Origin of the sequence: Tessaracoccus flavescens, from assembly GCF_001998865.1 — a bacterium.
GTDB lineage: Bacteria > Actinomycetota > Actinomycetes > Propionibacteriales > Propionibacteriaceae > Arachnia > Arachnia flavescens.
In genome coordinates this window covers 1,486,266-1,509,006 of sequence record NZ_CP019607.1, presented here as the reverse complement: position 1 = coordinate 1,509,006, position 22,741 = coordinate 1,486,266, and the positions used below count along the sequence as shown (strand labels likewise).

At 68.3% G+C, this 22,741-nt stretch carries 19 protein-coding genes; 11 read left to right on the top strand and 8 right to left on the bottom strand.

What is annotated here, in order from left to right:
- Positions 1–39 precede the first annotated feature (39 nt).
- On the top strand, positions 40–1,257 hold the full coding sequence (locus BW733_RS07270; RefSeq protein WP_237268333.1) for a TerC family protein: 1,218 nt from the start codon (positions 40–42) through the stop codon (positions 1,255–1,257).
- A 3-nt stretch (positions 1,258–1,260) separates the two neighbouring features.
- Complete coding sequence (locus BW733_RS07265) at positions 1,261–2,631, top strand: MFS transporter (RefSeq protein ID WP_077349242.1); 1,371 nt, start codon at positions 1,261–1,263, stop codon at positions 2,629–2,631.
- A gap of 94 nt (positions 2,632–2,725) precedes the next feature.
- Here the strand turns inward: BW733_RS07265 and BW733_RS07260 are convergent, their stop codons facing one another.
- From BW733_RS07260 to galE, 3 genes are all read right to left on the bottom strand, one after another.
- Positions 2,726–3,376 carry a response regulator transcription factor gene (locus BW733_RS07260; protein ID WP_077349240.1) on the bottom strand — a complete coding sequence of 217 codons (651 nt, stop codon included), beginning with the start codon at positions 3,374–3,376 and terminating at the stop codon, positions 2,726–2,728.
- Complete coding sequence (locus tag BW733_RS07255) at positions 3,373–4,584, bottom strand: sensor histidine kinase (protein ID WP_077349238.1); 1,212 nt, start codon at positions 4,582–4,584, stop codon at positions 3,373–3,375. Before BW733_RS07255 ends, BW733_RS07260 begins: the two co-directional genes overlap by 4 nt.
- Before the next feature lie 530 nt (positions 4,585–5,114).
- Positions 5,115–6,104, bottom strand: coding sequence for a UDP-glucose 4-epimerase GalE (galE, locus tag BW733_RS07250; RefSeq protein WP_077349236.1), 990 nt, complete (start codon positions 6,102–6,104; stop codon positions 5,115–5,117).
- 121 nt (positions 6,105–6,225) lie between these two features.
- Here galE and BW733_RS07245 point away from each other — a divergent pair, with 121 nt between their 5' ends.
- On the top strand, positions 6,226–6,849 hold the full coding sequence (locus BW733_RS07245) for an MBL fold metallo-hydrolase (RefSeq protein ID WP_077349235.1): 624 nt from the start codon (positions 6,226–6,228) through the stop codon (positions 6,847–6,849).
- Positions 6,850–6,885: 36 nt separating this feature from the next.
- On the opposite strand, the gene BW733_RS07240 is transcribed toward BW733_RS07245, so the two are convergent.
- Positions 6,886–7,482 (bottom strand): TetR/AcrR family transcriptional regulator, encoded by a 597-nt coding sequence (locus tag BW733_RS07240; protein ID WP_161490169.1) that lies wholly within the window; start codon positions 7,480–7,482, stop codon positions 6,886–6,888.
- 119 nt (positions 7,483–7,601) lie between these two features.
- Here BW733_RS07240 and BW733_RS07235 point away from each other — a divergent pair, with 119 nt between their 5' ends.
- The 5 genes from BW733_RS07235 to BW733_RS07215 all read left to right on the top strand — a co-directional run bounded on the left by BW733_RS07235 (position 7,602) and on the right by BW733_RS07215 (position 15,826).
- Entirely contained in the window at positions 7,602–10,277 is a 2,676-nt protein-coding gene (locus BW733_RS07235) for an MMPL family transporter (protein ID WP_237268332.1), read from the top strand.
- A complete protein-coding gene (locus BW733_RS07230) occupies positions 10,274–12,802 on the top strand; it encodes a YhgE/Pip domain-containing protein (RefSeq protein WP_077349229.1) in 2,529 nt (842 codons plus the stop codon). Before BW733_RS07235 ends, BW733_RS07230 begins: the two co-directional genes overlap by 4 nt.
- Positions 12,803–12,879: 77 nt before the next feature.
- Positions 12,880–13,701: a hypothetical protein gene (locus BW733_RS07225; protein WP_077349227.1), complete on the top strand. Its 822-nt coding sequence runs from the start codon at positions 12,880–12,882 to the stop codon at positions 13,699–13,701.
- On the top strand, positions 13,698–15,032 hold the full coding sequence (locus BW733_RS18575; RefSeq protein WP_077349225.1) for a hypothetical protein: 1,335 nt from the start codon (positions 13,698–13,700) through the stop codon (positions 15,030–15,032). The genes BW733_RS07225 and BW733_RS18575 overlap by 4 nt, the downstream gene beginning before the upstream one ends.
- A gap of 2 nt (positions 15,033–15,034) precedes the next feature.
- Positions 15,035–15,826 (top strand): hypothetical protein, encoded by a 792-nt coding sequence (locus BW733_RS07215; RefSeq protein ID WP_077349223.1) that lies wholly within the window; start codon positions 15,035–15,037, stop codon positions 15,824–15,826.
- A gap of 4 nt (positions 15,827–15,830) precedes the next feature.
- Here the strand turns inward: BW733_RS07215 and BW733_RS07210 are convergent, their stop codons facing one another.
- Both BW733_RS07210 and BW733_RS07205 read right to left on the bottom strand, forming a co-directional pair.
- A complete protein-coding gene (locus BW733_RS07210; protein ID WP_152024606.1) occupies positions 15,831–16,529 on the bottom strand; it encodes a hypothetical protein in 699 nt (232 codons plus the stop codon).
- A 68-nt stretch (positions 16,530–16,597) separates the two neighbouring features.
- Positions 16,598–17,296, bottom strand: a complete 699-nt coding sequence (locus BW733_RS07205; protein ID WP_152024605.1) for a hypothetical protein — start codon at positions 17,294–17,296, stop codon at positions 16,598–16,600.
- Between the two features lie 213 nt (positions 17,297–17,509).
- Here BW733_RS07205 and BW733_RS07200 point away from each other — a divergent pair, with 213 nt between their 5' ends.
- The 3 genes from BW733_RS07200 to BW733_RS07190 are packed head-to-tail and all read left to right on the top strand — an operon-like array spanning position 17,510 to position 20,390.
- Positions 17,510–18,283: a hypothetical protein gene (locus BW733_RS07200; protein WP_077349217.1), complete on the top strand. Its 774-nt coding sequence runs from the start codon at positions 17,510–17,512 to the stop codon at positions 18,281–18,283.
- Positions 18,280–19,509 carry a hypothetical protein gene (locus BW733_RS18570; RefSeq protein WP_077349215.1) on the top strand — a complete coding sequence of 410 codons (1,230 nt, stop codon included), beginning with the start codon at positions 18,280–18,282 and terminating at the stop codon, positions 19,507–19,509. The genes BW733_RS07200 and BW733_RS18570 overlap by 4 nt, the downstream gene beginning before the upstream one ends.
- Positions 19,509–20,390 carry a hypothetical protein gene (locus tag BW733_RS07190; RefSeq protein ID WP_152024604.1) on the top strand — a complete coding sequence of 294 codons (882 nt, stop codon included), beginning with the start codon at positions 19,509–19,511 and terminating at the stop codon, positions 20,388–20,390. The genes BW733_RS18570 and BW733_RS07190 overlap by 1 nt, the downstream gene beginning before the upstream one ends.
- A gap of 205 nt (positions 20,391–20,595) precedes the next feature.
- Here BW733_RS07190 and istB read toward each other — a convergent pair whose 3' ends face one another.
- Positions 20,596–21,402, bottom strand: a complete 807-nt coding sequence (gene istB / locus BW733_RS07185; protein WP_077348793.1) for an IS21-like element helper ATPase IstB — start codon at positions 21,400–21,402, stop codon at positions 20,596–20,598.
- Complete coding sequence (gene istA, locus BW733_RS07180; RefSeq protein ID WP_202970152.1) at positions 21,399–22,706, bottom strand: IS21 family transposase; 1,308 nt, start codon at positions 22,704–22,706, stop codon at positions 21,399–21,401. The genes istB and istA overlap by 4 nt, the downstream gene beginning before the upstream one ends.
- Positions 22,707–22,741: the final 35 nt, after the last annotated feature.

Genomic DNA, 22,741 nt, shown 5'->3' with positions numbered 1-22,741 from the left:
GCAGACACCCCGTTATCCCCGCCCTGACAGGAGCAATCCTTGTTCACGTCTGCCCTTCTGACGACGAACGTCTCGCTGAATGTGTGGCTGATCACCATCGTGGTGATCGGAGGCCTTCTCGCGTTCGACTTCTTCTTCCATGTGCGCAAGGCGCACGAGCCGACCCTGCGCGAGGCCGCCATCTGGTCGGGCATCTACGTCGGTCTCGCGATCGTCTTCGGCATCGGCTTGTGGGTCGTCGGCGGCCACGGCATGGGCGTCGACTACTTCCAGGGCTACATCCTCGAGAAGGCCCTCTCCGTCGACAACCTCTTCGTGTTCGTCGTGATCATGTCGAGCTTCGCCGTGCCCCGTGCCGACCAGCAGAAGGTGCTGCTCTTCGGCATCGTCTTCGCGCTGTTCGCCCGCGCCGGGTTCATCTTCCTCGGCATGGCCATCATCGACAACTTCACGTGGGCCTTCTACGTGTTCGGCCTGATCCTGATCATCACGGCCGGCCGCCTGCTCGCCCCGGAGAAGGAAGACGACGACGAGGCGAACAACTTCGTCATCAAGCTCGCGAAGCGCTTCCTCCGCACCACCGACCACTACGACGGCGACAAGCTGTTCACGGTCGAGAACGGCAAGCGCGTCCTCACCCCGATGCTGCTGGTCATGATCGCCATCGGCGGCACCGACATCCTCTTCGCGCTCGACTCCATCCCCGCCATCTACGGCGTCACAGACAACGTGTACATCGTGTTCACCGCGACGGCGTTCTCGCTGATGGGCCTGCGCCAGCTGTTCTTCCTGATCGACGGCCTCCTCGACCGCCTGATCTACCTCAAGTACGGCCTTGCCATCATCCTCGGCTTCATCGGCGTCAAGCTGATCCTCGAGGCCATGCACACCAACCAGTTCTCGTGGATCAACGGCGGCGAGCCGATCAACGTCTACACCTTCGACCCGTACACCTCGCTCGGTGTCATCGTCGGTGTGCTCGCGATCACCGTCATCGCCTCGCTCGTCTCGCCGAAGGGCAAGATGCTCTCCGCGGTCAAGACGCTGCACCGTCACGCGCACGCCTACAACAACGTGGAGTACCACGGCGAGGCGGCCGACCGTGAGCACCACTACGAGAAGATGGAGGCCGCGGAGACGGCGCTGATGAAGTTCGACGAGAAGAAGATCTCCGAGCTCATGGACGAGACGGGCACGACCTGGGAGGTCGAGCAGGCCCGCCGCGCCCACAAGGAGTCCATCGAGAGCAACGACTGATCCATGGGGGTCATCTCCGCCGTCCGGCGGCTCTGGCGGCACGCGCCCTTCCGGCGCCTGCTGACGCTGCGCGTCCTCAGCCAGGCCGCCGACGGCACCCTCCAGGTGGGGATGGCCTCCTACATCCTCTTCTCACCCCAGTCTCAACCCGACGCCTGGGCCATCGCGGGAGTGCTCGCGCTGACGCTGCTGCCGTTCACCGTCATCGGGCCGTTCGTCTCGCCGCTGCTTGACCGGTGGTCGAGGCGCGACGTCGCCCTGTACTCGGACATCGCCCGCGCGGTGCTTGCGACGATCATCGGCGTGATCATCTTCTCCGGGCTCACCACCGGAGCCTGGGCCATCGTGCTCTTCGGGGCGCTGCTGGTCGCGATGAGCATCAACCGCTTCATGCTGGCCGGCCTCTCCGCGGGGCTGCAGCACACCGTCGAGCGGGACGAGTTTCTGACGGCGTCCTCGATCGTCCCGACGGTCGGACCGCTCGGAGTCGTGCTCGGTGCCGTGATCGGCTTCGCCGTCCGGTTCGGCTTCGGCGACCTGCTCGGCGCGGACAAGGCCAACTCGCTCGTCTTCCTGATCGCCGCCGCCGGCTTCGTCGGCTCGGTGCTGATCTGCCGCGGGTTCTCCCGCGACGCGCTCGGCCCCTCTGCAGACGAGGCGGACGAGGCGGAGCCGACCGGTGCCCGAGACGTCGCGCGCGGCCTCGCTGAGGCTGGCCGTCACCTTCGCACCCGGCCGACGGCGATCGTCGCGCTGGCGCTGATGGGGGTGACCAGGCTGCTGTTCGGCCTGCTGAGCGTCGCCGTCATCCTCGCCGCCCGGCACCTGTGGCACCCGGTCAGCGATCCTGACGCGGCCCTCGCGGACCTCAGCATCTGGGGCGTGGCCACCGGCGCGGGCTTCATCCTCGCCGCGCCGCTCGTGCCCGTGCTCGCCCGACGCTTCGGCCTCGGCCGAACCGCCGTCGGCCTGCAGATCGGCGCCGCCGTCGTGTCGCTCGTGTCGGCCTTCACGACCTGGAAGCTCGGCCTGTTCGTGATCAGCTTCCTGATCGGGCTCGCGGTGCAGTCGTTCAAGATCTGCGTCGACACCATCGTCCAGGCGCACGTCGACGACCAGTACAAGGGTCGCGTCTTCACCTTCTACGACATGGCCTTCAACGGGGCCTTCGTCCTCGCGGGCGTCGTGGCGGCCTTCGTGCTTCCTGCCTCCGGCCTCTCGGTCGCAGCCTTCATCGGCATCGCTGTCGCCTACGCGGCCTGCGCCTTCGCCATGGCATCGGCCCGCCGTCGCCTCGGGGCCTCGACATTCGAGGAGGGGACCGAGAGCCTCACCGCCCCTGCCGGGGCAGGAGACTCCCCACTGCCGGCCTGATCAGCAGCCGGTTCCGTGCACAGATCTATGGTGAGCGAGACTCGTGCCACTATAGGCACCGATCGCGCTCACCGTAGGTTTCTGCACGCCAGGCTCAGTCGCCGACGCCCTCCTCGAGCGCGATCAGCACGAGGCCGACCCGGTCGCGCGCGTCCAGCTTGCTGAGCAGGCGGCCGATGTGAGTCTTCACTGTGCCCTCTGCCATGTAGAGGCGCTGCGAGATCTCCTGGTTGTTCGCGCCCCGCGCGACCTCCTCCAGCACCTCACGCTCCCGCTCGGTGAGCGCCTCCAGTCGCTTGCCCCGCTCCTGCGTCGCCTTCGGCAGCAGGTCGGCGAAGTGGGTCAGCAGCCGCTTGGTGGTCGACGGCGCGACCACCGCGTCGCCGGCCGCGACCGAGCGGATCGCGCCGAGCAGCTCGTCGGGGAGGGCGTCCTTCAACAGGAACCCGCTTGCGCCGTTGCGCAGCGCGGCGAAGACGTACTCGTCGAGGTCGAAGGTGGTCAGCACCAGGACCTTCGTGTCGATGCCCAGTTCGGCGATCATGCGGGTGGCCTCCGTGCCGTCCATCACAGGCATCCGGATGTCCATCAACACGACGTCGACCGGCCGCGTCTTCACGACGGCGACGGCGTCGCGGCCGTTGTCGACCTCGCCGACCGTCTCCATGTCGTCCGCGGAGTCGATCAACATGCGGAACCCGCTGCGCACCAGCGACTGGTCGTCCGCCAGCAACACCTTGATCATCGTGAGGCCTCCTTCAGCCAGCTCTTACCCAGGCGGCTCGGCATCGGAAGCTGAGCCTTGACTTCGTATCCGCCGCCGGCGCGCGGCCCTGCGTGCAGGGTGCCACCCATCGCGGCGACGCGCTCCCGCATGCCTGCGAGCCCGGAGCCCCGCCCGTCGCAGTTCGACAGGGCGCCGATGCCGTCGTCGCGCACCACGATATCGATCTCGTCTGCGAGATACCGGACGCTCACGGTGGCGGTGGCGGTCGGGCCCGCGTGCTTGAGGAAGTTGGTGGTCGCCTCCTGCACGATGCGGTAGGCCGTCAGGCCGAGCGACTCGGGGACGATCGGCGTCTCGCCTGCGATGTCGAGGCTGATTCGGTCGTCGGCGGCCGCGACCAGCTCGGGGATCTGGCTGAGGGTCGGGGCGGGGCCGAACCGTGGGCTCTCCGTGTCGCCGCGCATCAGGGCAACGATCCGACGTACCTCGTCGATCGACTTGCGACCGGTGTCGGCGATGACGCCGAGCGCCTGCGTCGCAGCCTCCGGCCGCTTCGCGGTCAGCGCCTTCGCGCCCTCGGCCTGGACGACGATCACCGAGAGGGAGTGGGCGAGCACGTCGTGCAGCTCCTGCGCGACCTCCGCACGTGCGCGGCCCATCGCCAACTGCGACTCCTGCTCGCTCTGCCGCTGCGCTGCGGTGAACCGTTCCGTGACGATCTCCCGGTCGAGGGTCGCGTTGAGAACCCGCTCGCGCATGTAGCGGCCGCTGAGATAGGCGAGCGCCACGACCGCCGCGCACAGCAGCACCAGCACCGAGGTGCCGAGGAACCGGTAGTCGGCCGCGAGGTCCCTCGTCCAGGAGATGGGGCCGGCGAGCGAGCCGACGATGCCGAAGGGGATCACGGGGAGCAGGCCGGAGATGCGCCGGTAGCGCCCGACGCTGTAGACGACGATGGGTACGCAGAGCAGCGCGGGCATGGGGGCGGTGAGCATGAACACCATGCCTGCGCCGGCGACGGTGACCACGCCGAGCGAGACGAGGGGGGCGATGCGGCGCAGGATCAGCGCCGCGCACATCAGCAGCGACCACCAGCTTGCGGCCGTCATGTAGCCCTGTTCGGGGATGAATGCGACGGGGGTGAGGGTCGCGACGGCCATGACGCCTGCGAGGGCGGCGTCATGCAGCAGGGTGCGGCTCTCCCGCGACCAGCGAGTCTCCTTCATGATGGCGTCAGCCTAGCCCCGGGTCCCCGTGGCGCGGCGTCGAGCCGATGCCCGCCGGTCGTCGAACGACCAAGCACGAGGACACCGTCGCCAACCTGATCCACCCACAGGGACACCACCCATCACTCGTTGCACGGGTCCGAGACTAGGTGGGTTTCCTGGATCACCCGGTCAGACCCGGGGCAACCATTGACCAGATGTTGTGCACCAAAGTCTGATCCTTCGCGCCCCGCCTTCCGCATCGACCTTCCCGTCTCCTAGATTGCAGGCATGATCCGCAAACTGTTCTGGTGCATGACGTTGTTGACGCTGGTCTTCACGGCGACCAGCCTTGTCGATCGCAGCAGGGCCTCCCGCCGTCGCGAGCTGTGGTCCGAGGCGACCGACTGACCTTTCGTCGACCCGAAGGCGGCCCCGGCACCACGTCCGGGGCGCCCCGATCCGACGATGAGCCTGTCTCGGCAGTCCCGCCGAGGCGCGCACACGAAAACGGCCGCCCCATGAGGAGCGGCCGTACGTCGTTATCCGGGTCAGTAGCCCAGCATCTCCTTGCGGACCGGCAGCCACGCGATCGCGTCGCGGACGGCGTCCTGCTCGGAGAGCTGTGCCTCCCAGCCGAGGATGTCCTTCGCCTTGGACGAGACTGTGTAGACGCCGGCCACGTCGCCCGGGCGGGCGGGGCCGAACTGCACCTTCAGCGGGTCGCCGGTGATCGCCTCGAAGGATGCGGCGAGTTCCTTGACGGTGACGCCGGTGCCGGTGCCGATGTTGAACACCTGGTAATGGTCCTCGGCGGTCGCCTTGTCGAAGCCCTCGAGCGCCGCGACATGTGCGCGGGCCAGGTCCCAGACGTGGATGAAGTCACGGATGCCCGAGCCGTCGCGCGTCGGCCAGTCGACGCCGGTGACCGTGAAGGTCTCGCCCTTCGACCAGGCCTCGAGCAGCTTGGCGAGCACGTGGGTGGGGTGCTCGAGCTGCTGGCCGGAGCGCAGCTTCGGGTCGGTGCCGATCGGGTTGAAGTAGCGAAGCGACAGGACGCGCACGTCGGAGGCCTTCGTGAAGTCCTCGAGCACCATCTCGGACATGAACTTGGTGCGCGCGTAGGGGGAGCCGGGGCTCAGCGGCGACTGCTCGGTGACCACGAAGTTCTCGTCGGGGGCGTAGATCGACGCGGAGGAGGAGAACAGGAAGCGCTCAACGCCGTTGCGCTTCAGGCCCTCGAGCAGCGTCACCGTCTTGGCGACGTTGTTCTCGTAGTAGCCGAGCGGGTCCTCGACCGACTCGGGGACGACGATCTTCGCGGCGCAGTGCACGACCGCGTCGATCTTCTGCTCGGTGAAAATCCTGTCCAGCAGTGCCGCGTCGGCGATGTCGCCCTCGTACAGCTTGCGATCGCCGATGAACTCGCGACGGCCTGTGGAGAAGTCGTCGAGAATGACGACCTGGTGTCCCGCATCCTCGCAGGCAGACGCGACGGTGCTACCGATGTAGCCGGCGCCGCCCGTGATCAAGATGAGCATGTGCATCCTTCCTGAGGTTGAGGCACCATCCTAGAACCGGTGACACCCGCCTTCGCAGCGGTGTGCGGTCCGTGCGAGCGCGCATGGCAAGCTGGGACGGAACCGAGCAAGGGAGACACCCATGGAAGCGCGCATCGATCACCTCGTCACGGCCGGGAACTCGGACCCGGACGGGCCCCCGGTGCACCAGAACAACGTGTGGATCGTCGGCGACGACCGCGAGGTGATCGTGATCGATCCCGCACACGACGCCGAGGCGGTGGCGGAGGCGGTGGGGAACCGGAAGGTCCGCCAGATCCTGCTCACCCACGGCCACTGGGACCACGTCCGTGCGGTGATCGACTTCGCCCGCCTCGTCGACGCCCCGTTCCTGCTCAACCCGGCCGATGCGTTCCTGTGGGAGCAGAGCCACCCAGGGGTTGGTTTCGGGCCGTTGGCGGACGGCCAGGTCTTCGAGGCCGGGGGAGCGAGGCTCGAGGTGCGCCACACCCCTGGCCACACGCCGGGTTCGACAGTGTTCGTAGGCCCCGACCTCGGCGCGGTCTTCAGCGGAGACACCCTCTTCGAGGGCGGTCCCGGCGCCACGCGCTGGGACTACTCCGACTTCCCGCGGATCGTCGAGTCGATCCGGACGCGCCTGCTCACCCTCCCGCCGGAGACAGTCGTCAACACCGGGCACGGCCCGTCGACCACCATCGGTGCGGAGGCGCCGCACCTCGACGAGTGGATCGCCCGAGGCTGGTAGTCGCGGGCGGTCGACGGCGCGCCGGCCGCCCACGTGTCAGCCGACGGGGTGGTTCTCGACGGCGAGCGCCTCGAGCACCCGCGACATCAGGCGCAGGTTCGATCCGTCGGCGGTCAGCAGCGGGGAGAAGAACAGGGCCTCGCACAGGCGCAGCAGGTCGTGGGTGTCCATCGCGAAGGTGCAGTCGGCCTGCGCGGCGCCGTGATCGACGACCTCGACAATCAGCGGCCAGGTCTCCTCACGGGCGAGGGCGAGCCGCTCGCTGAGCGCAGGCTCGCGGCTGGCCCGGAGCTGGAGCTCGACCATGGTCCGCTGACGCTCGGGGCTGAACGCGCCCGCACTGAACAGCCTGCCGAGCAGCTCGCCGATGTCGGTGTCGTTCGTCGCGGAGGCCAACGCGGAGCGACAGGCCTCGACATACTCATCTGCGATGTAGCGGGCGACCGCTGCGCAGACGTCATTCTTGGTGTCGAAGTTGGAGTAGAAGGCTCCGCGGGTGAAGCCCGCCGCCTCGCAGAGCTGCTCGACCGACGTGGCGTCGATGCCGTTGCGGCCGAACTCCTCGAGCGCCGCTTCGACGATCTTCGCCCGCGTCGCTCGCCGTCGAGCCGTCTCGCGCACCGTCCGTGCCATGCCACCCTCCAAGAGATTTGATGCGCCAGTGTATCCGATACATGATTGGTTTGGATACATCACTGTATTGGTTTAGCCTTGGACTGAAATCAGTGCATTACCGGGAGGATCCGACCCGCATGTCAGCATGGCTCTACGCCCTCGGGCGCTGGTGTTACCGACGCAGGAAGACCGTCATCGGTATCTGGCTTGCGCTCCTGATCGGTCTCGGCGGCGCGGCAGTCGCTTTCATGGGCTCGTTCAACAATGCCTTCGAGATCCCGGCCTCCCGCTCGCAGGAGGCGCTCGATCGCCTGCGCATGACCTTCCCCGAGGGAGCCGCCCTCTCGGCCATGGCGATCGTCGTCGCACCCGACGGGCAGGACATCGAGGAGTTCCGCCCCGAGGTGGAGGACGCGATCGCCGAATTCGACGACCTCGACATGGTGTTGGCGGCCACGTCCCCGTGGAACGAGTACGTGAGCGGGCTCATCTCCGACTCGGGGGAGGCGGCCATCGTGCAGCTTTCCCTCGACTTCGAGGAGACGCCGACCATGGACGACCTCGCCCCGCTGACGCAGGTCGCTGAGGACCTCGAGGAGCGGTTGCCGGAAGGCGCGCAGGTCAGCATGGGCGGTGAGGCCTACAACATCGAACTGCCTGCCCTCACCATCATCGAGGCGATCGGCCTGGTGGTCGCCCTGATCGTGCTCGCCGTGCTGCTCGGATCGCTCGTCGCCGCGGGACTGCCTCTCCTGACGGCGATCACCGGCGTCGGCATCGCCATGGCGCTCATGCTGCTGATGACGCGGCTGTTCGACATCAACTCAACGACGCCGCTGCTCTCGGTGATGCTCGGGCTCGCCGTCGGCATCGACTACGCGCTGTTCATCCTGTCGCGCCACCGCGACCAGCTCCGCGACGGGCTCGACCCGGAGGAGTCCGCGGGCCGCGCCGTCGGTACGTCGGGCTCGGCGGTCGTCTTCGCCGGCCTGACCGTGTTCATCGCCCTGATCGGGCTCGGCGTTGCCAACATCCCGTTCCTGACGGTGATGGGCCTCTTCGCGGCGATCACCGTCGCCTTGGCCGTCATCATCGCGCTCACCTTCCTGCCCGCCCTGATGGGCCTGCTCGGCGAACGGATGCGTCCGAAGCCCCGCAAGCCGCGCAAGGCCAGGGCCGACTCCGAGGATGGCGCGCAGAAGAAGGAACGCAAGGGCATCTTCGCCTGGTGGGTGGGGGTCACCACTACCCACCCCATCATCACGATCGTGGTCGTCGTCGCCGCGCTCGTCGGGCTGACCATCCCGACGCTCGGCCTCCAGGTCGCGCTGCCCAACGCCGGCCAGCAGCACCAGGGCACCCCTGCGCGGGTCGCCTACGACCTCCTCGCCGAGGAGTTCGGGCCAGGCATGAACGGCCCGATCATCGTCACGGCCGACATCATCGGCTCGACCGATCCGCTCGGGCTGCTCGAGTCGCTGAAGACCGACATCGAGGAGATGCCGGGCGTGGCCATGGTCCCCGTCGCGGTGCCCAACCCCAACGCCGACACGGGCATGATCCAGCTCACGCCGACCACGGGCCCTGACGATCCCGCCACAGCCGACCTCGTGCGCGCGCTCAACGACAAGCACGACGAGTGGGTCGAGAAGTATGGCGTGTCGACCAACGTCACCGGCTCGACCCCGATCCAGATCGACGTCTCTGAGCGGCTCACCGCAGCCCTGCTGCCGTTCGGCCTGCTGGTCGTAGGGCTGTCGCTCGTGCTGCTCGCCGCCGTGTTCAGATCGGTGTGGGTGCCGGTTAAGGCGACGCTCGGCTATCTGCTCAGCGTCGGCTCCGCCTTCGGTGTGACGACGCTGGTGTTCAACTACGGCTGGTTCAAGGAGATTGCGAACCTGGAGAAGCCGATGCCGGTGATCTCCTTCCTTCCGATCCTGCTGATGGGCATCCTCTTCGGGCTCGCGATGGACTACGAGGTGTTCCTGGTCAGCCGGATCCGTGAGGAGTACGTGCACGGGAAGTCGCCGGTCGAGGCGATCCGTACCGGCTTCGTCGCCTCCGGCCCCGTCGTTGCCGCCGCCGCCATCATCATGTTCTCGGTGTTCGCGTTCTTCGTCCCGGAGGGGATGGGCGCCATCAAGGCCATTGCCCTTGCCCTCGCGGTCGGCGTCGCCGTCGACGCGTTCCTGGTGCGGATGACGCTGGTTCCCGCCGTCATGACGCTGCTCGGGGAGCGTGCCTGGTGGCTGCCGCGTTGGCTCGACAAGCTGCTGCCGACGTTCGACGTCGAGGGCGAGGTCCTGACCCGGGAGGTGTCGCTGCGTGACTGGCCGGGCGATGACTCGGTGGTCTTCGCCGACGGACTCGAGGTCGAGGACGTGGTTGCGCCCATCAACCTGCGGCTCGTTCCGGGCAATGTCGTCGGCCTGGTCGGCCCCATCGGGGCCCGCACCGGCACGGCGCTCGCGCTGTCCGGCCGACTCGAGACCACCGGAGGAAAGGCCCGCGTCGCAGGCGCCCTCCTCCCTGAGGGCGCGAGCCGGGTCCGCCGCCGCGTCAGCTACGTCGACCTCGCGACGGTCGACGACCCCGTCGCCGCCCTGCGCGCCACGCAGGCGGGCACCGTCGTGTTCGTCGACACCATCGAACGGATCGACACCGACGAGGCCCGCGAGGCCCTCGACGACCTCATCGCCCGCACCACCGGCTCCGGCGCCGTCGTCCTGTGCGCCGTCAGCGAGGAGCATCTGGGCAGCTTCCAGGTGGACGGCGTCTACGCCGCCCCGACCTTCGAGGAGAGCAACGCATGAACCCCACAGCAAGCCCCCGCCGCAAGTTCGGGTGGGCCAGCCTCGTGGCCCTCGCCCTTGTCCCGCTGCTCGCCGTCGCCGCGCTGATCGGCCTCGCCTGGTCGTCCGAGTCGGACGTCAAGGCCGCCGTGGTCAACCTCGACGAGGCGGTCACGGTCGAGGGACAGCTGGTGCCCATGGGTCGCCAGCTGGCGGCAGCCATGATCGACAAGGACGGAGAGAACATCTCCTGGACCCTCGCTGATGCGCCGAGCGCCGCCGCGGGGCTCAAGTCCGGCCAGTACTCCGCCGTCGTCACCATCCCGAAGGGCTTCTCGGCCGCGGCCACCTCCTTCTCGGCCAACGACGCCGCCACCGCCGAGCAGGCGACGATCAACGTCCAGGTCAGCGACAACTCGCCGGTGACCGATGCCCAACTGGCCCAGCAGATCTCCAACATCGCGGTCGACACCATCAACTCGACCCTCACCGGCTCCTACCTGGACGGCATCTACGTCGGGTTCAACACCGTCGGTGACCAGTTCAGCACCATCGTCGACGGAGCCAACCAGCTCAGCGACGGGTCCGGGCAGCTCGCCGAGGGGACGAAGGAGGCCACCCAGGGCGCGACGCAGCTGAGCGACGGCATGGCCAAGCTGAAGGAGAACGGCCCCAAGCTGGCCGAGGGCGGAACCCAACTCGTCGACGGGATCACCGAACTCAAGGCAGGCACCTCGGAACTGGCATCGGGTACGGCGGAGTTGCGCACCGGCGTGTCGCAGCTGAACACCGGCGCCGACCAGTTGGCAGACGGCGTGCAGCAGTTTGCCGACCAGACGCCTCAGCTCGTCGCGGGCGTCGGCCAGCTCGCCGACGGTGCCGACCAGTTGCTCAGCCAGGTGCCGGCCTTCGCGGACGGTGCTGCACAGGCCATCGGCGCAGTGAGCCAGGTCAAGGGCGGGATCGACCAGTTCATCGCAAGGGTCCAGGCACCCGCAGAGGGTCAGGACCTCGGGGGACTGGACCAGCTCACCAAGGGGGCCGAGGGTCTCCGAGACGGCATCGCGGGCATTGACAAGGCGATGCAGGGATACGCGAGCGGCACAACCCCGCTCCCAGGTGAGGCCGCGGGAGGCGGAGCTGCCGTCGCGCAGGGCGTCATCGCCGAGTTCTCGTGCCCAGAGCAGAAACCAGACGACATCTGCGACGCCATGCGGGCCGGCTTCGAGGCAGGTGCACAGGCCACGGGTGACGTCGCCTTCGCGGAGGGCTTCAAGGCCGGGACGGGCACAGCGAGCGCTGCCATCAACACCGAGCGGAACGGCGTGACGCTCCTCGGCGGAGCAGAGCAGCTTGCCGCCGGGGTCGGGACCCTCGAGACGGCCATCGCCAAGGAGGCCGAGACACAGAAGGGCGAGCTCGTGGCCGGCCTGCAGGAGCTGCGGACGGGCGTCGAGAAACTCGAGACGCAGGCGGCCCCGCTCGTCGAGGGCGCACCCGCCCTCGCGGACGGCGCCACCCAGCTGCTCGACGGCGTCAACCAGTTCAACGACCAGATCACCGCGCTTCCTGCCGGCGTGAACCAGCTCTCCACTGGAGCCCGGCAGCTGGCCGACGGCGTCAGCGAGCTCAACTCCGGCGTCGGTGAACTGGCCGACGGCACCGTCGAGCTGGACTCCGGTGTCGGCGAACTGCGTGAAGGCGCCCAGACCTACGTCGACGGCGTCGGACAGTACGTCGAAGGCGTTGGGACCGCCGCCGACGGCACCTTGGAACTCACCGACGGGCTCGTCGAGCTCTCGGCCGGCGTCGACAAGCTCGATGACGGCGTCAGCACCTTCGCCTCGGAACTGTCCAAGGGTGCCGACCAGGTGCCGACCTACACACAGGACGACCGCGAGAAACTGTCGAAGGTCGTCTCCTCGCCGATCGAGCGCTCTGACTCGCTGATCTCGTCCGGCCAGATCCCGCTGGTGTCACTGCTGCTGGTTGCCGGACTGTGGCTCGGTGCCCTCGCGAGCTTCATCTTCGCCCACCCCGTCCCGCGCGACATCGTCACCTCGCGGGCCTCGAGCCTCGCGATGTGGGCGCGGACGGTGTGGCTGCCCGCCGCGATCGTCGCAGGCCAGGGCCTCGTGCTCGGGCTCGTCGGGGGCATCGTGCTTGACCTCGGGGTCGGCCAGACCATCGCGTTGATCGCGCTGCTCGTGGCCTTCGCCACATCGTTCGTCCTGGCCAACCACGCGCTCGCAGGCTGGCTCGGAAACGTGGGTCGCGGGATCTCCATGCTCCTGCTCGTGGTCACCGTCGCGCTCGGCCTCTCGTCCGCGCTCGGCTGGCTCGCCCCGCTCGGCGTGGTGTCGCCACTGCAGAACGGGTTCACCCTCGTGCGCACCTGGCTGGCGGGCGGAAGCGGTGAGGTCGGCATCGCGACGGTGTCGGTGCTGATGTTCGTGATCGCCGCGACAGCGTCGTATCTGTCGATCGCGCTTCGCCGCCGGATCACGGCCGACCAGTTCCGCCGCGCCGTCACGACGGCCGCCTAGACGACGCAACACCCCTGGAAGGGACCCCATCGGCTGATTTAATGGCCGGGAATGCTGTTCCACTCCAGGGGGTGTTGATGTCGCACGGAGCGTTCGATCCGGACGACGAGGCGGTGCCTGCCGCGTCCTTCGCTGAAGGCGACGAGGTCGAGGAGATCGCGCCTGCGCCGCCGCGTCGTTCCGCCGAGCCCGCCGCCGAGGAAGAGGATCCCCTCGCCGCTCCGGCCTACTCCTCCGGGCAGACCGAGGAGCCCGAGGAAGAGGATGAGGGCGACGGCGGTTTCTCCGACGAGGACCGGCTCGTCCGCGTCTGGCTCGAGGACGGCCGACTGGTGAAGAACCGGATCAGCCCGGTCTGGTTCACCAAACTCGGCCCGAAGGACAGCCTGCATAACCACTTCCGCGAGGCCCTGATGATGGCGAGCCTCGACCGGGCGGCGCAGGAGCGTGATGCCGAACAGTCGGAACCGGCTGGTCCGATGGAGGACCTGGCCGCGCTCCCAGACGAGGTGCGCGCCATCTTCGAGTCGCTACCGTTCACCCTCGACACGATCGAGGCTGTCGGGGCGGTGGCAGAAGAGTTGGGCCAGCAGTACGAGGCGGCGGTCGAGGCAGAGCAGAGCGCATGGGCGCCGCGGAGTTTCTCCGGTCGCTCCCAGGGCGTCACGGTCACCGTCGACGAGTGGGGAAACACGTCGGAGGTCGACTTCGACGAGCAGTGGCTCGACCAGGCCCAGGTCGGCTCCCTCGTCACCCACGTCCAGCACGCTGCCGATCGCGCGCATGAGAAGTACGTGCCCAGGCAGCCGAACGAGGCCCTCGAAAGCCTCGACCAGGAGCAGAGGCTCCTCTCGACAGTCTTGACAGCAATCCTTAACCCGAGGAAGGACCAGCGATGAACGACGCCGAATCGGCATGGGAAGAACTTCAACGCCGAGCCGCGGAGAGCACCTTCAGCGGCATCCGCGCAGACAGCGACGACGAGGTGGATCCGAACGCGCTGCGTGAGGCGGCCATCCAGCCGAACGCCTCCGGATCCAAGGGCGGCAACAAGGGCGGCCAGGGAGGCATGATGCCTCCGATGATGGGTGGCGCAGGAGGCGCCGCCGGGAAGCCAGGGGTCGCTGGCGGCATGGCACCCGGCGTTGACCCGAATGCGGCATCTGCCCTCGGTGGGTCGGCCCTGCGGTCGGGCGCGGCCCCGGCCGCTGCCAATACCGCTGCGCTCGGCACGACCGGGGCGCTCGGTGGGCCGAACGGTCTCGGGACCGGCGGCCCGGGAGGGTCGACTGGCGGGCTCGGTGGGCTCGGTGGCCTTGGCGGCGGTCCGATGGCTGCAGGTGGATCGGATCTGCCGATGGTCGACACAGACGGTGACGGTATCCCCGACACCTACATGCGCAAGGACGTCGACTCTGACGGAGACGGGATCTCCGACTACGACGAGTGGCTCCGCGACAACGGCGGCCGCCTAGGAAGCGACCCCGGGGGGGACAACGGGGGCGGTCCCGGCGGCGACGACAACGGTCGCTACGGCACGGATCCGCTGCCGTGGGACAACGACGGCCCCGAGATTCCCCCGGGGTACCCCCCGGCGGAGCCGCCGACCAATCCGTGGACCCCTCCCACGTATCCGCCGACGAATCCGCCCACGTATCCGCCGGCGAATCCGCCCACGTATCCGCCGACGAATCCGCCCACGTATCCGCCGACCAATCCGCCCACGTACCCGCCGACGAACCCACCCACCAATCCGCCGACCAATCCGCCCACGTACCCGCCGACGAACCCACCCAAGGACACTCCCACCCAGCCTTGGCTTCCCCAGGACCCGACGACAAACCCGATCGGTGACGACGGCTCCAGGGACCCTGGTGGCAGGGACACAGGTAACACGGGCGGGGACCGCACCGGCGGCAGTGACACCGACACCGGCGGAACGGGTGGTGGAGAAAAGGTCGGCTACACCGTCACCCCTGACCAGCTCCGTGAGATCGCCAAGCAGTGGGCATCGCTCAGTGACTCGGTCGGCAAGGTGTCCACCACCCAGGTGCCAACGGACATGGGTCTGATCAAGACCAACTCGGTCGCGAGCCTCGGCGGTGACGTGACCAGCCAGTCCACGTCGGCCAGCAGCGAGTTCGGGGTCATCTCGGACAAGCTCTACAGCATCGCCGACGGCTACACCGCTGCCGAAGACTTCAGTACCGCCGAAGCCAGGAAGGTATGACGATGAACCCGATCGAGGCCATCATCGCGATGGCGAAGCAGATCGTCGCAAAGGTCAAGGCGGCAAGCAAGGCGCGACAGAAGGCCAGCCGGAGCGAGTACAAGGTGATGCACCTGCACTACGCGCTGCAGGACGCCGTGCACAAGGCGTACCAGAAGGATGCCGCCGCGATGAAGCTGGCGCCCGCCATCGCGACCGTCACTCCGGCGCTCAAGGCCGCGCTGCAGATGGCCGAGGTGGTCGGCGAGCAGGCGCGTGAGCACAACCTCAAGACGCTCCAGGCCCAGGCGAGCACCCTGACCGAAGCCGAGCAGACCGCGAGCCGGGCCGTTCCCGAGTTGGAGGCAGGCGAGGGGACGTGGGTCGAGGTCAAGTCGGCCGTGTCCCAGGTCCCGGAACTCATCAGCCAGTTGAAGGCCATCCCGGGCTGGTCCGGGCAGGCCTCGTCAGGCTACGGCTCCATGACCCAGGTGCAGACGTCCGCCGCGACCAAGCTCAGCTCTGGCACCGAATCTATGCCCGGATCGATCCGGTTGGTGGCCGACCTGAACGAGCAGATCATGGAACAGTTGGCCGAAGAGATCCTCACCACCAGGCTGCGGATCAAGGGTGCCCCGATCGGTCTGCCCGGGTCCTATGCCTGCACCTTCAGGGCGGCGCACGAACTCGCCGCGCTGACCAAGGTGATGAACGAACACCTGAACCTGCAGACTTCCCAGGCTGCGATCGACTCGCTGGAGGCCAACGTTCAGGCTGCCAGGAACCGGGTGAGCGAGTCCTGGCCGCACTCCTGATCTGTCACGGGTGTGCGGAGGCGATGGCGTCGGCGATGGCCTGAATGTCCTCAAGTGTGACCACGTCCCCGTCCGCGGTCGAGGCGGACAGGACTCCGAAGTCTGCGGTGTCCACGTAGCAGGCCTTGCCGGTGAGTTCGCTCTCGCCGCAGATGACCCGTCCGTCGGAGGATTCGTGTGGGTCGGTGAACTCGCTGGCCGCGAGCTCGAGGCTCGTCGAGAAGGGTCTGACACCGATCTGTGCTCTTCCTCCCGAGGCCACGCCGTCCCTGAGGTAGTAGGTGCCCTTCATGCCTTCGAGGACCGGCTGGGCCTTCCACCCGTTGACGTCTTGTGGGGCGTCGTCGAAGGTGAACTCCCTGATGTCGCCGCCGTTCGGCTCGTCTGTCGGGCCGGTCGACTCGTCCGGCGAGGACGCTGTGGCCGAGGTGGTGGGTGTCCCGCTTGCAGTCGGCTCGTCACCGGGCCTGGTGAGGAAGAATGCGGCGACGGCCACGATGGCGACCACCAGGATGATGGCGCCGATGACAAGTGGAAGCTTGCTGCCTCCCTGAGGCGGCTGCCCGCCCGGGCCGGAGAATCCCTGCGGTTGAACGGGGTGCTGCTGCCAGCCGGGCTGCGGAGGGCCGGGGCTCTGAGGCTGGCTCTGCTGCCAGCCGGGCTGCCCCTGAGGCTGGCCGCTGTTCCACGGTTGGTTCGTCATGGTCACCTCTTTCTTCGTGGTCAGCTTACGAGACTACGGCCGACCTGCAGCGAGTTCACCGCTGGCGGCTACGGGTGAAGCTCCGCGATGGCCTCTGCGACAGCTGACACGTCCTCGTCCGGTGCCTCAGCGGTCGGCGAGACGGCCAGGACCCCGAACTGGTTGGTCTCCACGTAACACACCTGGCCGAGGACCCCCTCGACTCCGCACCTGACCCGGCCCGCTGCCGACTCCCTGACAGCCTCGAGGTCCGAGACGGCCACATCGAACGGGAGGTCAGCATTGATGACGTTGATCATGAGGTCCAGCCCGGCCTCGTCCATCGCCCCGTCCTTCGCGTAGAACATGCCCGAGTGGCCCTCTGGCACAGATTGGGCAGCCCAGCCGTTGACCTCTTGCGGGGCGTCGTCGAAGGTGAACTCCCTGATGTCGCCGCCGTTCGGCTCATCTGTCGGGCCCGTCGACTCCTCGGGAGACGCAGCTGTGGCCGACGTGGACGGGGATACGCTGGCCGTCGGCCCCTCACCGGGCCTGGTGAGGAAGAATGCGGCGACGGCCACGATGGCGGCCAGCAGGACGATGGCGCCGATGACAAGTGGAAGCTTGCTGCCTCCGCGAGGCGGCTGCCCGCCCGGGCCGGAGAATCCCTGGGTTTGGCCGGGGGCCTGCTGCCAGCGGGGCTGCGGAGGGCCGGGGTTGGGAGACTGGCCCTGCCGCCAGCCGGGTTGCCCCTGAGGCTGGCCGCTGCTCCATGGTTGGTTCGTCATGGTCACCTCTTTCTTCCGCTGTCAGCTCGCGGATACGTGCCGACCGCTACCGGCTCGCAAGGCCGGACGGACGGATCTGCCGCTTCCCCGTGACAGCGTAGGCGCTCGACCGGCTTCAGGACATGGGATCGCCTCTGACTGTGGATAACGATCGCCAGGCATGGGGAGGCTGACCCTTCCGTTTGCTTAACTGTTGGTCGGCGAAGGGTGATCATGACGCACGGAGCATTCGACATCGACGACGAGTCGGTACCGCCCGCTGGGCACGTCGCGGCAGATGCCGACGAGTTCGATCCGCTCGCCGCGCCCAGGTACAGCGCGGAAGAGGCCGGCGATGAGGCGGCTGACGAACACGCGGGCGGTTTCGCGGACAGCGACCGGATCGTTCGGGTGTGGGTCGAGAACGACCGCATCACAAGGGTCAGGGTGAGCCCGGTCTGGTTCCACAAGATCACGGGCGAGGACACCCTTGAGAATCACTTCCGTGAGGCGCTGGCGCCGTCGACGGTGCGGCTCGCCTCGCTCGACGACCCGGTCGACACCGGGCCCGATGTGGCCGAGACGCTGCGTACGCTCGACCGCGAGGCCCTGGTGGAGTTCAACCAGCTCCCTCGACTGTCCAACCGCACCCTGATCGCGTTCTCCCAGCTCTTCGACGAACAGAACGGGCGGATCGAACGCGCCATCGCGCGCGCCGAGCACGACGACCCGGAGTCTCGGCCCCTCGCCACCGGCCGTTCCCAAGGAGTCACCGTCACGCTGAACGACGAGGGCCTTGCCGAGTCGGTCGACTTCGACGAGGACTGGCTCGACGACAACCACGTCGGCGCGATCTCCACCCACGTGGTCGCGGCGGCGGCAGACGCCTACGCGCGCCACCTCCCCGTCGACCGCACCAACGCAGAACTCGATGACCTGATGGAGGAGCGTGCCCTGCTGCACGCCGCCTACCGGGCGATGATCAACCCACGGAGGGACTACCGATGAGCGAGTCAGAACAGGCCTGGGCCGAACTGGAGCGCCGGGCGGCCGAGAGCCGCTTCAGCGGAATCCGCGAGGACAGCGAGGACGAGTTGGGCGACGCCGACCTGCGCGAGGCGATGATCAACCCCAACGCCTCGGGCGGTAAGGGCGGCGCCGGCGCAGGTCAGGGAGGCATGATGCCTCCGATGATGGGCATGGGCGGCGGCCAGGGTGGCGGCTCCGCAGGCGCGGGCGCGGGAGGCGGCCTCGGGGCCGGTGCGGCTGCTGGCGGTCCGGGTGGTCCGGCGGCAGCAGGCATCGGGGGAGGCATGCCGCTCGGCGCAGCACCGATGGCTCCGGCGGGAGGTGCCCCGGCGGTGCCGACTGGAGCTGGAGCAGGCGTCCCCGCCGGGCTCGGCGGCGGACTGGGCGGTGGTGGCCTTGGTGGTGGCCTCGGCGGCGGAGGGCTCGGTGGCCCCGCCGCGGCGGGACTGGGCACCGCGACGTCCGGCTCGGGCACCGATCTCGACGGCGACGGCGTCCCCGATTACGTACCTGGCAGCGAGGAGGAGTTGCGCAACCGCGACTCGGACGGTGACGGCATCTCCGACTGGGACGAGATCAACGGGGCCGGTGGTGACAAGGGCGGCAATCCGGGTGGCCCGACCAATCCTGGCGATCCGACCAATCCGGGTGACCCGACCAATCCTGGCGATCCTCTCGACCCGATCAACCCGGTGCAGCCTCCGACGACCCCCACGGAACCCCCGACGATCCCCACGGATCCTCCGGGCGAACCGACCGATCCCCCTGGACCCACGGACCCCCCTGGTCCCACGGATCCCCCTGGACCCACCGATCCGCCGGGACCCGCGGATCCTCCGGGCGAACAGAGCGACCCTCCGGGCGAGCCACCCACGGAACCTCCTGGCGAGAAGCAGGAACCCCCCGGCGAGAAGCCGGAGCCGCCCGGCGACTACGAAGTCACACCCGAGCAACTCACCAAGGCGGCACAGACCTGGTACGCGCTGAGCGGGGAGGCCACGAAGACCTCATCTGCCGCCCCCGTCGCCCAGGACTACGGGCTCATCCCGGATCTCGGGGTCACCGAGTTGTCGACCATGAGCGCCGAATGGTCGTCGAAGGCCGGCACCGAGTTCACCGCCGTCGGTGATCGGCTGACGAGTGCGGCCAAGGACTACAACTATGTGGAAGAGCAGAACGTCTTCTTCGTCCAGGAGGTGCAGTGATGCTTGCCATGCAGGCCGACGCGGTCGTAGGAGCGATCAAGCAGTATGCGGCAAAGGCGGAGCTCGACCTCCGGGCCACCACGGAGTTCGAGGAGGTGGTCGATCAACTCTCCGGACTGATGGAGGCCGTCGGGACGGCCTACCGCCTCGACAAGAAGGACGCCGAGCGGCGCAGGCTCCACTTCCTCCAGGCCAAGCTCTCGGGCACCATCGTCGAACAGATGTTCAAGCCCTTCTTCGACTCCGGCGCGATGATCAAGGCCGCCTGCGACAAGGCGCTGCGGGAGATCGCGGAGGCGATCAACCAGTTGGGTGACAAGGCGGCACACGTGCCGGCGGCGCTCGAGCGGGATGCGGCCACCTGGGAGTCGGCCTCGTCGACCATCGGTGGCTTCACCGTCGAGATCAACGGCGTCTCGAAGCTCGAGGGCTGGACCGGCAAGTCGGCCGAGAGCTACGGCAACGCGAGCAAGGTGCAGGCCGGGGCGAGCACTGAGCTCTCGGGTGTGGCCTCTGCCGTGGCCAACGCCCTCGGAGCGATCGCCTGCTTCAACCGCGCCATCTTCCTCGAGTGCAGGCAGGCCATCCGTCGCGCGACGGTGGACACCATGGCCGCGACGGCCACGGGGGGCGGCCTGTACTCCCGCACCGTAAAGGCCACGAAGATCCTCGCGCGGCTGCTCGACGAGATTGCGAAGGCCACGAACAACCCCGACCTCGCGGCCGCCTCGGACGAGTTGCAGTCGCAGATCGCCGCGACCCGCAACTCGCCCGCGCTGCTGACTCCCGAAGGGTGGCCTTCCGGCGGGTCGCAACATGGGGTTAATCCCAGCCAGACGAACAATGTGCCCGGCGCAGGAGGAGGCGGCGCCCCCCGCTGACGGGTCCCAGAGTCTTGCACGGTGGGGCGGCTCGCGGATCCGCAGGCGCGATCCCCCGTGGACCGGTGAACTGAGCGACAGGTACACCCTTGATTCCGAAGAGCCCCTATAGCTCAGTCGGTAGAGCACCTGGCTCTTAACCTGACGGTGCTCAGCGAATTTCCCCAGAGTTGCTCGTCGAAGTTCCTCAGGTCGCGGGGTTAGGTTAGCGCAGGTTGGTGCCGGTTGTGGCGCGGCGTAGTTCGTCGGCTGCGGCGTGGTGGTTGCGGAGTCGGTAGGAGGGGCCGTCGAGGGTGATGACGACGGAGCGGTGGAGGAGCCGGTCGAGCATGGCGGCGGCGACGGTGGTGTCGCCGAGGATCTCGCCCCAGGCTCCGACCGGCCGGTTCGTGGTGATCACGATCGAGGTCTTCAGGTAGCGCTGGTTGATGACCTGGAACAAGGCTGAGGCGGCCTCGCCGGGCAGCGGGAGGTAGCCAAGCTCGTCGATGATGAGCAGGGTCGGACCGGCGAAGAAACGCATCATGGTGGACCACTTGCCTTCGATCGCGGCGCGGTGGCAGCGGGCGGCGAGGTCGGCGGCGGAGGTGAAGTAGACGCGGTAGCCGGCGGTGACGGCGGCGTGCCCGAGGCCGGTGGCGATGTGGGTCTTCCCGACGCCGGGTGAGCCGATGAGGAGGATGTTGGTGGCGGTGTCGAGGTAGCGGCAGGTGCCGAGTTCGGTGAGCAGGTTTCGGTCGATGCCGGAGGCGTGGTCGAGGTCGAAGTCGTCGAGGGTGGCGCCGGTGGGGAGGTTCGCGAAACGGAACCGGCCGGCGAGGCGTCGGGCTTCGGTGGCGGTGACCTCGATGCGCAGTAGGTGCTCGAGGGTGTGGGTGAGGCTCCAGCCCTCGGTTTGGGCTTGGTCGAGCACCTTCGGGAGGGCGTCGGCGGCGTCGGCGAGTTTCAGGTCGGTGAGGTGGTTGCGCAGCTGTTGGTAGACGCTGGCGGCGGTGTTCGTGGTGGTGGTCATGGGAGGGTGTTCCTGTTCTTCGCGGCCTGCTCGTAGGCGGCCAGGCTGATCACGGTCGAGAGCGGTTCCGCGGCGCCGGTGAGCACGGCGGCGGCGCGCAGGGCGGTGGCGCCGGGTGGGATGCGTTCCTTGCGGCGGTGGGAGCGTCCCGGCGGTGCCGAGGCGAGGGCGATCGTTTCGAGGGCGGTGACGTGTCCGGTGTCGCGGATCGTGACCCCCAGGCCCGGTTCGGCGACTCGGTGTCGGGCGAGGACCGCGCCGGAGAGGGTGGCGATGTCGATGGTGTCGCTGCCGTGGCGGTGATGGACGACGACCTTCCCGGCAGCGAGTTCGGGTGGGACGGAATACCGGTTGCCGCGCCAGTCGATCAGCGCCTGCCGGGTGGCGGTGCGTTCCTCGGTGAGGATCACCGGGAACACCGTCGGTGGCAACGCTCGGAGCCGTTCGGCGGCGAACATCGCCTTCGCGGTGCTCCACCCGGACACGTCTTCCCGGCGTCGCTGGTCTTGTCGGCGGGCGAACGCCTCGACACCGGCCTGGGCCTGCTCGAGGGTGAGTTCGTCGGGCAGAGTCCGCCACCAGCGTTGCGCGGCGGTGTGGTTATTCTTCTCGACCACGCCCTTGCGGTTGCCGGAGCGGGGCCGGCAGGCGACCACCTGGACGCCGTGGTGCTTCGCGAACCCGGCGAACATCGCCGTCAGATCCCCCGTGACCGGGTCCAGCACGGTGCGCATCCGATCGAAGCGCCACACGCGAGTGAGCCCACCCAGCAGACGCAGCAAGGTGCTCATCGCGGCCAACAGGTGCGGCAGATCCATCGACGGGGCGAGCACCGCCCGCCAAACCCCCGAGTGGGCCAGCGAGCCGACCAGCAGGAACGCCTTCTTCGTCGGGAACCCCCAGTGCGTGGGCGCATCGGGCAGCTCGAGCCAGTCGAACTGGGTCTCCTCACCCGGCGGATGCTCGATGACCGCGTTCGGACGCTTCGTGACGTGCGCGCAGGCGGCGCAGGCCGGCCGCAGCCCGCGGTCACGGATCTGTCGGGTCAACGTCGGATACGACCCCGCGTAGCCCAGCGGGCGCAGCTCGTCGAGCAACGTCGCCGCCCACAAATGCGGGTCCTCCGATAGGCGCGCGCTAACGTAGTCGACGAACGCCTCGAACGAGTCCGGCACGGCGCGTTGCCGCCGCCCCGGGACCCGGTCCCCGTTCAAGTACGCGCGGATCGTCTTGCGGTCATGGTTGGTGCGGCGGGCGATCTCGCTGATCGTCATCCCCTGCCGTTTCAGAGCGTGGATATCCACGCTGCTCCTTTCTGAGAGCATAAGAACAAGGGCCT